Source organism: Nitrosococcus wardiae (genome assembly GCF_004421105.1).
Classification (GTDB): Bacteria; Pseudomonadota; Gammaproteobacteria; order Nitrosococcales; family Nitrosococcaceae; genus Nitrosococcus; species Nitrosococcus wardiae.
On record NZ_CP038033.1, the window covers coordinates 3,540,324 to 3,554,484 of the forward strand.

The window sequence follows — 14,161 nt, forward strand, 5'->3', positions numbered from 1 at the left end:
CATTCAGGAGCACTTACCTGCAAACACAATCAACTTATTCTGCATGTCAAGCAAACGTGCAGCAAAAAGCATCCCCCTTAACCCAACGTTATAGACACCCGAAGGGATGCTGCGCCAACCCCTAACACCGCGACGGCACAGCGAGCCGAATTCAGTTTCACTTCTTTGTACGTCTAATACATGAAAGCCACAGTCTTCAAGCAATCGCGAGATATCCTTTTCCGAAAAATAGTGCAGATGGTGTACTCCACAAACGAGGTATAAAGGCCGGCGCACCACACCGACTGTAAACTGAAATAGCAATTTAGCCACATAGTGTAATAGGCTATCTCTAGCGGGAATCTCCAGAACCAATACCCCCTCGGATGATAGCAAGGTCCAGGCCTTTTCAAGCGCCGCCCTAGGATGCGCGAGATGTTCTAGCAGATCCCACATGGTAACCACATCTACGGTGCCTTTGAGCTTGGCGTCTTCAAAAAGGCAATTATGTACTTCAATATCGAAAGCGCGCACAAGATTTTCCGCCGCCTCCCCATTAGGCTCGATTCCGATAACATTGAAACCATGCTGCTGCGCCAAACGGAGGAACATACCCAATCCCGCACCCACATCAAGCAAGCGCCCATTGCCTATGCCTAACTGCGCCAGCTTCCTCAACCAAGGCTCATACCGATCACGAAAAGATCCTGGTATTTCAGCGTACGCTCGCTCTCTATAAAAGCCCTCCTTTGCTTTCGACATGTAACGTGCGTAAAAAGCTTCCAGGAACACCGCCGTGGGAACTGGATGAATAAATTCATGCCCACACTCTTCACAGTTGGCGACGCCAACACTGAACTTCTCTAAATCAAAGCCCGTCATCCGCTCGGCGTAATCTTTATCAATAGGATAGAGGGGCATAATCGCCTCCCCTCCACAAATGCTACAGCACTTATTTTGAAATAGACCTTCAATATCTACAGGCGCATTTGGCTTGAGGCTATATTTCACAACACCACCTTTTCAGTTTTATCTGCAAGCCTTTCCCAACGCGCATGGTAACAATCTGCGTGACCATAGCTGAAGCTCCTGACCGACGCATGTGTAATGGAGAATACCGGTGCAAAACTTAGTAAAACTAGGCTCAAGAGGAATTCTTCCTAAGCCTAACTTAAGCCTAAGCAGCAAGAAAATAGTAGTAGAGGATTGAATTAGGCTCGGGAACATACTAAAAAAGCATTATATAGCCGATTGCACGCATTGGCATTTACTCTTTCTGTGAAAAGCAAGCTAAGGCTGACTATCTAGACAAAATGGCTCTATAACATTCCAAGTGGAGCTGTGTAATCATTTCTATATCAAGGTCACGTATGGCCACTCTTCTTGCAGAATTCCCATAGCGCATCAAACTTTTCGGAGAGTTCATTAGATGCTTAATCGCTTTAGCCAACTCTCGACTATTCTGTGGAGAAACAATTAAACCTGAGTCCCCATTCTTTACAAAACGCGCAATATCCCCTACATCGGTTGCGACTATAGGTTTTCCCATGCTCATGGCTTCCCATACGCCAATCGGGGAAGCCTCTTTTATCGAAGAACACACATAAACGTCTGCGGCAGCGAGTATGGAACGTACGTCCTCAACCATACCAAGCAACTGTACCTTATCTGTACCACAATTTTCCATTAACTTTCGCAATTTGCGCTCGTAGGCTCCCTGGGTATCAAAAATCGCCCCAGCAATGTACAGTTTTACATCCCATCCTTCGGCATTCAGAATGCTTACCGCTTCAAGTGCATACTCAAATCCCTTGACGGGGCTTAGATTGCCGACGCTTACCAGCTTGAATCCACTGTCATTACGCACGCTTTCATCTGGAGCCACGATCGCAGGGTCGAACCAACTTGTATCCACAGGCGCCTGTATCTCAAATATCGGTTTTTCCGGTAACCCCGCCCTAGCATAATATTCACGTACTCGCTCACCGGCGACAATAAAGCCGTCTGCACATAGCCATGCGATCCATGAAAACAACTTGCGCACAACGACCGGCATCGACGTATCGTTCAGATGCCAAATAATTTTGGCTCTCGCTAAACGCCCGGCAATTATCCCCTTATACTGCCATGCCCCCCCGCTACAATGGACCAATTGAACTTTATAGCGCCGAAGCTCTATATACAAGCGGATCACTTCGTAAGGTAAAAAAATTATATATGCCGCCAAACCTCGCACTTTCTTTGTTAGCTTACGAATCGGCAAAGCTACATAATGAATACCTAATTCTTTTAGTTTCTGTTGAAAAAGACCCGATTGAAGGGAAGGTAAAAATACGATGGTATCAACTCCCTGTCGTTGGAGTCGTGATGCTACATTTGCAATCCGAATCTGCGGACCACCCAAGCGTCCTTCTTCGATAATATTTGCTACGCGCATAGTAAAAAATTAATCACTGTCGATATGAGCGATGATTTCTTGCTCAAACACTTAATTATTAGCTATTCATTAAGCTGTTTCCAAATTACATTCGCATACTTTTCTATTTCTTGTTGGATAAATTTTTGTATGCTGCCATACTTATTGATACTATCTCTTACAGATTTTTTCTTGTCATACCAGATTTCATCTGCCCCCCACCATACTATCCCGTCCAGAAAACAACCCTTATGGTTAGTATTCTTTATCGTAGTAATATATTTCTCAAAAATCGAAATAGGAATTAAAGCGTTTGGAGAATATTTACTATTCGGATGCCATCTATGAGTTATAAATGCATATATTTTCTTTTTAGAACATCCAGTTTTTAATGCATTTAAGAGATGCTGTTTAACAAAACCAATTGATTCACCCGGAAATATAGAGTTTTTATTTAGATACAGAGAAGGATATAAAACATCTACAAAAGAATATAGTTCATCCAAATGATTCTTCTCTTTGTGATCTGTATTATTTCTAGTGCTGTATTTAGACGGCAAACCATAATAGCCCGTTTCGATTTTTCTTAAATTTATATTTTTTAGAAGCACTAATGGGTCAATATAACTTTTGGCTGTATTATTTAATTCCATTGGTGTAAAAATATCGATCAAATCCTGGTATGCTTTCCCCTCCCAATCTAAAGCAATCAACCCATCATAATTAACAAAATTATCGGTGGCATACTCTACAAATCTATGGCGATCGAAAATTCCATCATTATCAGGATCAATATTTTTTTGGTATATCACTGGGAGAAAGCTAAACCCCTTTTTTATTATGTATGCTTGAATAGAGTCACTTCTTGCAAATGATACATATAACTTCCTTTTTGCGACAAACTTGTTTTCTGTAAACATCACAGTAAACACAAGAGCAACTATCAGTACAAGAAAAACCATCCTAATTGCTTTATATTGCACTAGAAATCTCTTGCTCATAGCCAATAAGGAGTAGTGGAGGGAATTGAGAATGCCATGTGCCGCAGCAATCCTGGTAAGGAAAAGCTATTGAAGTACGAACACATAACCAGAATCAACTTTATTATCAAGCTTTTTTGCGAGTATAAATGATGAAATTATCGTTGTATTCAATCATCTTCAAGCGCGGCGCTAGCCAATGCTGCCTGTTGCCTCAACTATCCGAACGCATGTGGCTGTTTCCAATAAAAATATAAATGTTCAAGACGCACAGGGGCTTTATCGCGGCGCCCTCAATACTGGAGACTCTCGACTATTTCAACATTGAGGGCTATGCCCAATCTGTAAAGAATGCAGTACCAAACAACTGGACAGCAAGGGCGTGTCCAATCACCGCCAGATCATCATCAGCAAACTCTACCTGCTGCTGAATAGGCATACCGGCTCTTATCTCCATGATCTAAAATCAACAAATATAATGAATACTGATGAAGCCATCTTCTCGATGCTCACTCTTGTCGGTTACTTTAAGTAAGATCAACCAACAAGTTGCGGGTAATTTCTAGGCACAGCCACACTCCGATTTTATAGTCGCTGTTTTGACCGTCGAGGAGAATAGCATTGGACTCTTTCGATAGCTGAATTTAGCTTGTGAAATAACTAGCACCCATTGTTCATTATCAAGTAGTGATGTTTATTCTACTGATTGAAGACCGATTCCAACCGCTGTAGAAGCTCATAGTTTACACTATTCCATTCATATCCCCATGCCGCTTTACGGGCTGCATCACGGACTTTAATACTAGTTATTGGATCCTGACATATGGCAATAGCCCGCTCCATCGTTTGACAAAAACCACCGGTTTTATGCCGCTCGATAAAGCCATTTTGACCATCCATTATCAGAGCTCTGGTTCCATGACTTTCCGTCGCCAGCACGATTAACCCTAAATTCATGTATTCAATTACCTTCACCGGGTAGGCATACTTATAGTTGAGTACACCAGTGTCCAGAAGACAAAGCCCAATATCAACATTTCGGAGCACCTCCAAGACCTCAGAATGGGGAAGTTCCCCCCAAATCCGTAAAGAAAGATTTAGCTTGCTCTCACTTTCTCTCTCAATCTCATTCAATAAGGTCTGTGACGCCGGATCAGCGCAGGGGCCAATAAGATGTAGTTCTGCCGACGGTCCACTATAGCTTATGATCCAGTCTCTCATTGACGCGAGACCGCGCTGGAGCACCATAGGACCAGAATAGGCAATTTTTATCACACTATTATTACGAAAAATTATATCGCTGCCGGTTCCATCTCTATCTGGTTTTATATATCCAGCCCGAATAAAGATCAGCTGGCAAGTAATGGGGACCGGTGGCAAATGAGCCAAAATTCCCGGATGCATCGCTATGATCCACGCGTCGGCCTTAGGTAACATCTGGCGAGAGACTACCCAAAAGACCCGCCTAATCCAGCGAGACGGCCCCTTGGTACCCAACCAGCCCACGGAAGGATGATCCCATAGATCGTATACCCATTTACAGTTCACTAATTTTTTGCATAGATATCCGGCGATTATCGAATTCGGCGAATATTGAGTGTGGATGTAAAACAGACAATTCTGCTGCCTCTTTTTTTTGGCTAAGCCGATCGCCTTAGACCACATCCCCCACCCTTTCTTTTCCACATGGACTTCTTGCACGAATCCTCTTAGCTCTTCTGGAAACGGGTTAGCGGTAACGACAATCAACTTAAACCTCGAAGCCAGCATCACAACCCTTTGGTACCGAACTTGGCTGGGACGCGCTAATACCTTATTTATAATTAATATTGCCCAATGTCTGGGTGAATTATGCAAGGTTTCTCTTTTTGGATTTATCATACTCATTTTGAATCCATGCAAGAATGATAGCAATCGGTGTCAATATCCACGGAGTAGTACCGGTCGTACCAAACTGAAGGGCAGTCATATAAAGACTCAACATAGTAATAGCAAGCGAAGCCGCCAGCCATCCATCTGAAAGTTTTCGAATCGACCACCCACGCCTAGCTGTTTTAAATATTGCGTAAACATATAAAAACAGTACAACCACTCCATTCTCTGTTGCAATCTGTAAAAACCAGTTGTGAACTGTTGATTTCAGCTCGTAGGGTTGTAACCATACTTTATAGCCATAATAAATACCATGTATAGCAGAACCTTCAAAAAATTGGCCACTTCCCACTCCAAAAAGCGCCACGAAAGGATCTTGTAGTAGCTGCATTGCTCCAAAATATGTTTCTAGCCTGCCACTATCGCTAAAATCTGCAAACCTTGATGCTCCTGGAATTAAATCATCCGTAATATATAAAGAACTGATACCCAGAATCGCACTCGCACATACCACGATGATACCGACTACAGCCATCCGCTCGCCCCGCCGCCTCCTGCTGCTCATTACCCAATATAAATAGATTGCTATCTGCAGAAACAGTGTAAAAATAATGCCACTACGCGACAGCGATATCGCTACCACGAATATTATGAGGCAACTAAGAAGCAATGCTAAACGCAACCAACGGAAATAAAACAAACAGGACGAAACTAGAATTGTTCCATATATTGTATAAACTTGGGAAAAAACATTTGCATTGCCAAACGTACTACTAATTCTTAGAGCTTCATCTGCATACGTTCCCTCTGCGAAATTTTTCCCAAAATAGGTGCTCACTATACCTATGTTACTTTGCAGAATAAATTGCAACAAAGCTACTACAGTTAGTAAAGCAAAAATAATAGCTGACCACACTAACAGGTCCGTTTTTTTTAGAAGCTGTATAGTCAAAAAATACCTAACTATAAGAAATATCCCTGCGGCATAGATAGCAACGATCGATGCCGAGATTGCTTCATTTGGATCTACACTCGCCACAGACGTCAAAACAATAAGCGCCTGTGCACTAACAAACGCAAACTCCTCCCGCCGCCTTATTAGCCGCCGCGATCGGAGCAACCACATAAATAGTGCTAAAACTACTACGGCTAAAAAAGGTAGATATGGCGTATAGATTGGAATATTATAGAATGCTATGGCAAGCGGGGCACAGGCTGCGAGCACCATAAAAAAACCCCCCCAGAATACTAGGAACCTGCCTTTAAACTTGATTTGACCAACCGGCTTCCAGTCATTCGGTTTAGTCGCGTGCATCATTTGTAACCTAACATTCTATTAATCAAACCAGCATAAATAGTAAATATGCGAGCATCCTTTTTATTCCAATCTTTTCGCCATCTTTTATCTGTGTCTATTTTTCTGAAGGTCGAACTGAAGCGGGACGGTGAACCACCAATAGTATGTATATATTTCTCCGGATTCCTTGTCGTACTTTCAATATTAGTCAAACCAAATTTGAACAACACTTCCACAAGAACAGAATTAGGTTCATTGCAAAAATCCTCATACCTGATAAAATGTCGATATTTTTTCGAGAGCCGAATATAAAACAAAAGTATCTGTAGAGTGGTTATTACCCACGAAAGAATGGCAGCCCTAAGAATCTGAGTATAGTCAATAGACGAATCCTCTTTATTGGAGAAATTCCCCTTCTTGAAATATCTTTTTCGCTCACCACGGATCATTGACTTACTAACGGCCCTACCATCCCTGAATAATGCCAGCAAGCTTACTCTTTCTGGACACACTGTTTTTAACACTAGAAAATGGTGAATCATTTTAGATGAGTCCACCACATATTTAGCTTTTGTTATTTTCTTTATTGCTGAATAAACCTTAAAACAGTTTTCTCCTACAGCGATTTCTTTTTCGAAAGGTTTATAAATTTTTGAAAACCATTTTGTTATTTTGGGTCCAGATATAAAAAAAATTATCTTGAAGAGGCTTCGGTTAATGGAATCTAGCTGACTAGAAAATTTTGCTTCTCCAAGAGCCAGCCCCGATTCTTTTTCCACTTCTCTCCAAAAAGTGCAGTCCACCACTTTAGCACCGCAAGTACATGCTAGCGAGTTAGCCGGATCCCTTATCGCCTGACTATTCATATTATAAAAATCACTTATTCGACGAAGCTCTCCCACGTTGAAGACACCTTCCACTGCACCCAAGGTATGCTCCAAAATCGTGGAGCCAGATCGTGAAGAGCTTGCAATATATAAGATTCTTGGACCCTGCAAGACTTCCTGCATCTTCTCACCTTGTTGGTTATATTAATTATGCATAGAACGTAACCCAGTTATTAAGCCAAACCTACTGGTGCCACGATTTATTCTTAACTCACTTTAATTTTTAATAGAATGAATTGCAATCGCATTAATACCTAAACGGCTGTGGACCGCTCGCCAAAGCAGAACATTCCAAGTTGCCAGCGTAATCACAGTTGCAACGGCGGCCCCGTTCATCCCAAATGTCGGTATAAGTGCCAGATTTAATATAACATTGGAAATCGCCGCGATAGTTACCCCTCGCGCAGTATATCGCTCATGACCGGTCATATTTAGGAGGATACCAACAGGTCCAAACAATCCGTTGATAAGCTGCCCGAAAGCAAGAATCAGCAGTGGCATATAGGCGTCGATATAGTTTGTTCCAAATAGCAAACAGATTATTTCGTTACCCAGAACGGTGAATACTGAAATCACAAAAATCGCGGCTAAGAATGCGGCACGGGCGCTCATGGTTACTAATCGTTGGAGGCGTTCATAATCCCCTTGGATATGCAAACGTGCAAAATAGGGCGAAACAAACATAGCCACCGTTTGCAAACCGAAAACAGTCAACATTGCGCCCTGGACTGCCACACGATAAACCCCGACATCTTCCGCCGTGCTGAAAACTCCGAGCATAACAATATCCGTATATGTATTGACCTGCTGCATGCCAGCAACTAAGGCCAGCGGCCAGGCAGCAGCAAGCCACGTTCGCAGTTTATAATTCGGCTTCGGGCCGGCGTGAAGCGGCGCAGGACGGCTGCTATAAAGAAGCCAGGCACCCACAATAAAAGCGATTCCTGCTGCCACTACATGAAGACTCATGACCTTGTCGGCAGTTAGTTGCTCGCCTCCCCCTCCCCAAACGATCGTCAAGATCAGCAGAATTAGGAGGCCGGGTCGCAAGATATGTTCTGGTAACTGGCCCAGCACTACCCGACGCAAGCCCTGCAACGCCGCACCTCGCAGCGCCCCAAGTGTAATCAATGGCACTAGCACCACACCCCAGAGAAAGGTCGCGAGTTGAAGCTCAGAGAAGCGATCCGCTAACAGCCAAATAATACCCAGGGCAATGGCGGCAATCCCCCCCGAAAGCACTCCGACCGCTGCAGAGGCCCAACGCCACACGCCACGCATGAGCCCCCATTGTTTATCCACTTGGGCTTTGGCTGTCTCACGAACCACCAGCTTGGGCAATCCGAATTGCGCTGGAATAGCCATAATCGAAATTAGCGCAAAGACATAGACATACGTACCATAACCTTCAGGCCCGAGGACACGCGCCAGGATAATAGCCAACGCTAGGCCCAATAGCATATTGGCAACTTTAATCGCGATACTGCCCATACCGCCCCGGGCGAGCTGCCCGGTCAGACTTTTGCTGCGAGCCTGCTGGAGAAGACCAGCTAAGCGGCTTCTGGTAATCACAATACAGGCATCTTATTATTTATCGTTTTCACGTCAGTTCGACATAAGCGGGGGGCTGTTTTCATAGTCCTGGGTAGGAGATAGGATGTGCCTGTTCAGAGGGTTATTCAAAGAAGCAGGTGAGGGTCATGATAGATTTAGAGCGGGTTTTTTGTGAGGTCGATGATTTCTGCCAAGCGTTTGAACCCCAGTGGCATCAGCAGCTTCTACACTCAGGCGAGAGAAAGCGGCGAAAAACCTCAAGCCTGTCACTGAGTGAGGTGATGACGATTATCATTGCTTTCCATCGCTCGAACTATCGCACCTTTAAGCACTATTACACCGGCTATGTGGCGAAATACTGGCGGGGAGCCTTTCCTATGCTGGTCAGTTATCCCCGCTTTGTGGAACTGATGAGCTCGGCGTTGATTCCCTTGTGCAGTTATCTGCACACCCGTAAAGGCCAGGTCAGCGGTATTGGTTTTATTGATTCTACGCCCATTATCGTCTGCCATCGCCAACGGGCTCCTACCCATCAACTCTTTAGAAAAAAGTCCCACTGGGGCAAGAATTCCATGGGATGGTTTTATGGATTTAAGCTGCATTTGATCATCAACGATGAAGGGGAACTGCTCGCCTTCAAGCTGACCCCGGCCAATGTCGATGACCGCCAACCCGTTCCCGAGATGACCCGAGGGATGTTTGGAAAGCTCTTCGGGGATAAGGGGTATATTTCTCAGCCCCTCTTCGACCTCTTGTTTGAGCGGGACTTACAACTTATCACCAAGCTCAAGAAAAACATGAAAAACAAACTTCTTCCCTTGTTTGATAAGATCCTCACCCGAAAACGGGCCCTCATTGAAACGGTCAACGATCAGCTCAAAAATATCTCCCAAATTGAGCACACCCGCCATCGCAGCATCGCTAATTTTATGGTCAATCTAGTGGCCGCCCTGATTGCCTACACCTATCAGGACAAAAAACCCTCTCTTCACCTTCGCTTTCACCCCGATCAATCCTTACCCATCGGGATCTAGCTTATGTCGAACTGACGTCGTTTTCAGGCGGCTTTATGAAGCTTGAGCTAAGAATAAGCAAAGTACTAATGATCTCCGCCGGGCTGCTAGCCGGGCAGACTTTCATTAATTAGTTATACATCTCGTTTAAAATATAATTACAGGAGTGAACCGTGTTGTTCTAACATTTGGCCTGAAAAAGCTGGCAATATATTTTTATTTTTGCCACACATTCCGCAATGTCAATCTCAACCGAATAGGTGAAACGCCAGAGCTGATCTGGTCAACGGGTATAATTTTCCCTTTCACTCAAGCACCCTTACCTTTGAGTTGAAGCATATCGCAATGCCTTCTTTTTCTGGGACACGAAGTAAGAGACGGTCTTTTCAATGCCTTTATCCAGGCCGTATTTTGAGATCCAACCCAGCTGCTCTCGGGCTTTGCTGGTATCTGAGTAGTTGCGTTTTACATCTCCTATACGAGGGGTTGTATAGTCTACCTTTAGACCGGAAAAACCGCTTTCGCCCAGAAGAGGAACAAGTTTATCTAGCATTTCTTGGATTGTAGTTTCAGCGTTATTGGCGACTTGAAAAACTTCTCCTCCTATACCATGGACCGTTGTCGCTAAATAAATAGCTTGTATTAAATCATCGATATAAATAAAGTCCCTAGTCTGGCTTCCATCACCGTAGATCTCTAAAGTCTCGCCGTTCAGAGCTTGGCGGATGAACTTAGCTACCACGCTGTTTTTGTGCCCGGAGCCCGGCCCATACACATTACCGAAGCGAAGCGCCACAGTCTCGATACCGAAGGTCCGATAGTAGGCTGAGCAATAGCCTTCTCCCGCCAGCTTGCTGGCTCCATAGGGTGAGGCTGGATGGGGGGCGAGTTCTTCGTGGATAGGCGGTTCCACCTCTCCCACCGGGGCGCCACTGGAGGCGAATACAAAACGCTTCACGCCGTTGAGACGCGCGCCTTCGAGGTAATTCAGCGTACCGATAACGTTGGTAGTACAGTCCTTGCGCGGATCTTCCACGGAGGGAGCAACGCCGGTATTAGCCGCGAGATGGACAACTACATCCACACCCTGGGTAACCTTCAAGGCTAGAGTTTCGTCAAGGATATCGCCGACGACCAATTGGACGGGGGGAGAGGAAGGAGAGGGAGCGACCTCTGTAAAATCACAAACAGCACTAAGATCATCGCGAGTACCGACTGATAAATTGTCGATCACTCGGATGGCGTGGCCGCCCTCAGAGACCAGTTGCTTGATAAGGCTGGTGCCGATGAAACCACACCCCCCTGTAATCAGCCAGCGAAGCGGCTGATTACAGTTTCGAGTATTGAGCAATGAGCCATGCGTCATTTCCCTTCTCCTCTCCTCAAGGAAGCCAATAAACCTCCAACTATCCTAGCGACTTCACTGGCCATTTCATCCAGTTCTCTGTGCTCATTCTGAGTGAGATAGCCAACATCCAAGGCTGTAAACAATTGTGAGCGTACCTCGGCGCATGAACCCTTGACGATTACTACAAACTGCTTGAAGGGTGCCTCTAAAAATAAGCAAAAATGACCGACATCAACTTCGCTGATTTTTCATGTGACTTGAACAGCGATTTCACTAATTGATGTTGTGTTTGAAGGTCACTTAGTGTTTCGCATTTTTATGCGTTATCCCTCATTCTGAGGGCCTATTCCCCAGGTTTCTCATGCGGCGGATAGACCTCTCCTGCAAAGGCTGACACAACGCTTGAGGTTGTAGACCAGGTTCATCAATCCGATTTTGGTTTTGGCCCGTGCCAGGCCTATCACCCGGAGAAAGAGGCCCCCCATCTCATTTTCCATCGAACCAAAGACAGGTTCAACGCGGGCACGTATTCGCGATTTTCTGCGGTTGCTCTGTTGCGCTCGCTTGTTGAGCGGCCGGTTGCGATAGCCTTTTCTGTGAACCTGGCTGCGATAACCCCCGGCTTTGAGCATCCATTCATTCTCTTCACTGCGGTAGGCACTGTCGGCCCACACCTCCTTGGAGGTGTTCTCACTCAATAACTCAAAAAATACTTGGGAGTCATGCACTTCAGCGGAGGTCACCTCAAAATTGCGGATCAGTTTGTATTCGTTGTCGATGACCAGGTGATCTTTGTAGCCGTCGTGTTTCTGTCCATTCTTCTCAGTCCAGCGCGCCTCTACGTCTTTCTGCCGCTTCACGTGGGGGTTGGCCTCAAAACGTTGGGGTATTTCGCCCCGTTTGATTTGGGTATTCTCCTCACGGCTGTTGCGCTGGATGGGGGCACTCACCAGGCTGGCATCGACAATCTGGCCCTTCTTCGCCTTGAAACCTTTCTCATCTAGTTGCCACTCAAAGTCTTCAAAAAGCGCTTTGATTAACCCCTTTTCCGTCAGCTGTTCTCGGAACAGCCAAATCGTCTTGGCATCCGGCACCCGGTCTTCGGGGGTAAGCCCCAGAAAACGACAGAAGCTGTAGCGGTCGCGGATCTGAAACTCTAACTCTTCATCGCTCAAATTATAAAGGTCTTGCAGCACCAGTGCCTTGAACATCACTACCACGTCAAAGCCTTTCCTGCCCGCAGCACTTTTCCTCGCCTTCTCTCGGCATCGCTGCAAGGTTTCCCGAAACCCTTCCCAGTCGATGAGCTTATCAAGCCCAATCAAAGCGTCCCGCTCGTTTAACTTCTTATAGCGATCGTCTAAATCAAAAAAACTGGGTTGCATCTCTCTTCTCTAGTATGTGGATTTCGGGTTATTTTACATCTAACAATGAATTTTTAGAGATGCCCTGAACTCCAATCGACTGCCGCGCTCGAAGCCCTCAGCTAAGTTAGACATCACGGAAACCGCAGATCTTCTTATCTGATCGCGCAGACCATAATCCCTCGCGAACGCCCCCTTGCCGGTGATCTGATAAATCCTCTTGGACAATTCTCTCGCCCTCTGCCAAGCGATGAGATCCTCGAACCTTCGCACTGACTTACTCATTGCTCATTGCTCATTCACTTCCATTTCACCCGAGGAAGGACCTTCTTCTCATCGATACGATCCCGATAACGTTTCACCTGCTGCAACATCTCCATAAGGACCTCTTGGGTCATGTAATGGGGTTTGAGGCCCAGATCCAAAAGGCCATGGTGTTTGGGGTTGTAGTAGTGCTCTTCAGCCTCCTTGCGGGGATTGTCGATGGAACGCACTTGCACATCCAGCCCCAGCTCGTTCCCCGCCTGCCGCACCTTTTCGGCGAGCTGGTTAACCGTGAACTGCTCTGTGAATTGATTGAGAATTCGCAGCTCCCCGGCCTCAACGGGGTTGAGCATGGCCAACTCTACGCACTGGAGAGTATCTTTCAAATTGAGATAACCGCGGGTCTGCCCACCGCGGCCATAGACGGTCAATGGAATGCCCGCGACGGCTTGGGTGAGGAAGCGGTTCACCACCGTGCCGAAAAGATCGTCGTAGTGGAAATTGGGCCATAACCGTGGGTCCTGATCCGCTTCTTCCGTGGAAAGCCCGTACACGGGACCTTGCATGAGATCAGTCGCCCGGAGCCCATGGGTACGCACATAAAACCAGAGCAAATCCGTATCCAGGACCTTGGTGGTATGGTAGAGACTTCCCGCCTGGCGGGGATAAAGAAAGGTGTCCCGGCGGCCGTTATGCTCCACTCCCAGCCAGCCTTCTTCGATGTCGATGTTGGGGGTTCCATATTCACCCATGGTCCCGAGCTTAATGATGTGGCAGTGGGGAGCGTACTCCAGTACGGCCCAGATCACATTGAGCGTGGTGTTGAGGTTGTTATTGAGCGTAATTCGCGCCTCATCGAAGCCGCGCATGGAGTAAGGCGCTGAAGGCTGCTCCGCATAGTGGATGACAGCTTCCGGCCGCGCTTCCTGGAAGAGTTTTTCCAATAGCCGGTAGTCGCAACAGTCGCCAATGACCACTTGCACCGGCTTGCCCGATGTCGCTTCAAAGAGAGCGGCACGCTCGGCCAGATTCGGGTTTGGCATGAGCGCCTCCGAAGCGGTCTGCTGCGCAATGGTACGACGAAAATAGTTATCCACCGCCCACACCTCGTGGCCTTGAGCGGCAAAACGCATCGCTGTGGGCCAACCGAGATAGCCATCGCCTCCCAAAATCACGACTCGCATGTT

At 46.2% G+C, this 14,161-nt stretch carries 14 protein-coding genes; 1 reads left to right on the plus strand and 13 read right to left on the minus strand.

Annotation, left to right across the window (positions count from 1 at the left end; genetic code table 11):
• Positions 1-3: 3 nt before the first annotated feature.
• The 8 genes from E3U44_RS16665 to E3U44_RS16695 form a co-directional block, all read right to left on the minus strand.
• A complete protein-coding gene (locus tag E3U44_RS16665; protein WP_134359216.1) occupies positions 4-900 on the minus strand; it encodes a class I SAM-dependent methyltransferase in 897 nt (298 codons plus the stop codon).
• 379 nt (positions 901-1,279) lie between these two features.
• Positions 1,280-2,416 (minus strand): glycosyltransferase family 4 protein, encoded by a 1,137-nt coding sequence (locus tag E3U44_RS16670; RefSeq protein WP_134359217.1) that lies wholly within the window; start codon positions 2,414-2,416, stop codon positions 1,280-1,282.
• Between the two features lie 62 nt (positions 2,417-2,478).
• Positions 2,479-3,378 (minus strand): hypothetical protein, encoded by a 900-nt coding sequence (locus E3U44_RS16675; protein WP_166805114.1) that lies wholly within the window; start codon positions 3,376-3,378, stop codon positions 2,479-2,481.
• 328 nt (positions 3,379-3,706) lie between these two features.
• Positions 3,707-3,832: a hypothetical protein gene (locus E3U44_RS20440; RefSeq protein ID WP_276321944.1), complete on the minus strand. Its 126-nt coding sequence runs from the start codon at positions 3,830-3,832 to the stop codon at positions 3,707-3,709.
• A 242-nt stretch (positions 3,833-4,074) separates the two neighbouring features.
• Complete coding sequence (locus E3U44_RS19440; protein ID WP_166805115.1) at positions 4,075-4,596, minus strand: glycosyltransferase; 522 nt, start codon at positions 4,594-4,596, stop codon at positions 4,075-4,077.
• Between the two features lie 628 nt (positions 4,597-5,224).
• Positions 5,225-6,475 carry an O-antigen ligase family protein gene (locus E3U44_RS16685; RefSeq protein WP_166805116.1) on the minus strand — a complete coding sequence of 417 codons (1,251 nt, stop codon included), beginning with the start codon at positions 6,473-6,475 and terminating at the stop codon, positions 5,225-5,227.
• Positions 6,476-6,561: 86 nt separating this feature from the next.
• Complete coding sequence (locus E3U44_RS16690; RefSeq protein ID WP_134359221.1) at positions 6,562-7,554, minus strand: sulfotransferase; 993 nt, start codon at positions 7,552-7,554, stop codon at positions 6,562-6,564.
• Between the two features lie 93 nt (positions 7,555-7,647).
• Entirely contained in the window at positions 7,648-9,003 is a 1,356-nt protein-coding gene (locus E3U44_RS16695) for a flippase (RefSeq protein WP_240761625.1), read from the minus strand.
• Between the two features lie 128 nt (positions 9,004-9,131).
• Here E3U44_RS16695 and E3U44_RS16700 point away from each other — a divergent pair, with 128 nt between their 5' ends.
• On the plus strand, positions 9,132-10,019 hold the full coding sequence (locus E3U44_RS16700) for an IS982 family transposase (RefSeq protein WP_134357379.1): 888 nt from the start codon (positions 9,132-9,134) through the stop codon (positions 10,017-10,019).
• A 298-nt stretch (positions 10,020-10,317) separates the two neighbouring features.
• On the opposite strand, the gene E3U44_RS16705 is transcribed toward E3U44_RS16700, so the two are convergent.
• The 5 genes from E3U44_RS16705 to E3U44_RS16725 form a co-directional block, all read right to left on the minus strand.
• Entirely contained in the window at positions 10,318-11,364 is a 1,047-nt protein-coding gene (locus E3U44_RS16705) for an NAD-dependent epimerase/dehydratase family protein (RefSeq protein WP_134359222.1), read from the minus strand.
• Positions 11,361-11,591, minus strand: coding sequence for a four helix bundle protein (locus E3U44_RS20730; RefSeq protein ID WP_134359896.1), 231 nt, complete (start codon positions 11,589-11,591; stop codon positions 11,361-11,363). Before E3U44_RS20730 ends, E3U44_RS16705 begins: the two co-directional genes overlap by 4 nt.
• Before the next feature lie 114 nt (positions 11,592-11,705).
• Positions 11,706-12,731: an IS5 family transposase gene (locus tag E3U44_RS16715; protein WP_134359223.1), complete on the minus strand. Its 1,026-nt coding sequence runs from the start codon at positions 12,729-12,731 to the stop codon at positions 11,706-11,708.
• Positions 12,732-12,770: 39 nt separating this feature from the next.
• Positions 12,771-12,995, minus strand: coding sequence for a four helix bundle protein (locus E3U44_RS16720; RefSeq protein ID WP_134359224.1), 225 nt, complete (start codon positions 12,993-12,995; stop codon positions 12,771-12,773).
• 14 nt (positions 12,996-13,009) lie between these two features.
• A complete protein-coding gene (locus E3U44_RS16725; protein ID WP_134359225.1) occupies positions 13,010-14,158 on the minus strand; it encodes an NAD-dependent epimerase/dehydratase family protein in 1,149 nt (382 codons plus the stop codon).
• Between the last annotated feature and the right edge of the window lie 3 nt (positions 14,159-14,161).

Bases quoted from the DNA above. Each gene is read 5' to 3' on its own strand.
- E3U44_RS16690 (WP_134359221.1), bottom strand. From the start codon at position 7,554: ATGCAGGAAGTCTTGCAGGGTCCAAGAATCTTATATATTGCAAGCTCT.
- E3U44_RS16725 (WP_134359225.1), bottom strand. From the start codon at position 14,158: ATGCGAGTCGTGATTTTGGGAGGCGATGGCTATCTCGGTTGGCCCACA.
- E3U44_RS16720 (WP_134359224.1), bottom strand. From the start codon at position 12,995: ATGAGTAAGTCAGTGCGAAGGTTCGAGGATCTCATCGCTTGGCAGAGG.
- E3U44_RS16705 (WP_134359222.1), bottom strand. From the start codon at position 11,364: ATGACGCATGGCTCATTGCTCAATACTCGAAACTGTAATCAGCCGCTT.
- E3U44_RS16685 (WP_166805116.1), bottom strand. From the start codon at position 6,475: ATGGTGCTCGCAGCCTGTGCCCCGCTTGCCATAGCATTCTATAATATT.
- E3U44_RS16665 (WP_134359216.1), bottom strand. From the start codon at position 900: ATGCCCCTCTATCCTATTGATAAAGATTACGCCGAGCGGATGACGGGC.
- E3U44_RS20440 (WP_276321944.1), bottom strand. From the start codon at position 3,832: ATGGAGATAAGAGCCGGTATGCCTATTCAGCAGCAGGTAGAGTTTGCT.
- E3U44_RS16715 (WP_134359223.1), bottom strand. From the start codon at position 12,731: ATGCAACCCAGTTTTTTTGATTTAGACGATCGCTATAAGAAGTTAAAC.
- E3U44_RS19440 (WP_166805115.1), bottom strand. From the start codon at position 4,596: ATGAGAGACTGGATCATAAGCTATAGTGGACCGTCGGCAGAACTACAT.
- E3U44_RS16700 (WP_134357379.1), top strand. From the start codon at position 9,132: ATGATAGATTTAGAGCGGGTTTTTTGTGAGGTCGATGATTTCTGCCAA.
- E3U44_RS16670 (WP_134359217.1), bottom strand. From the start codon at position 2,416: ATGCGCGTAGCAAATATTATCGAAGAAGGACGCTTGGGTGGTCCGCAG.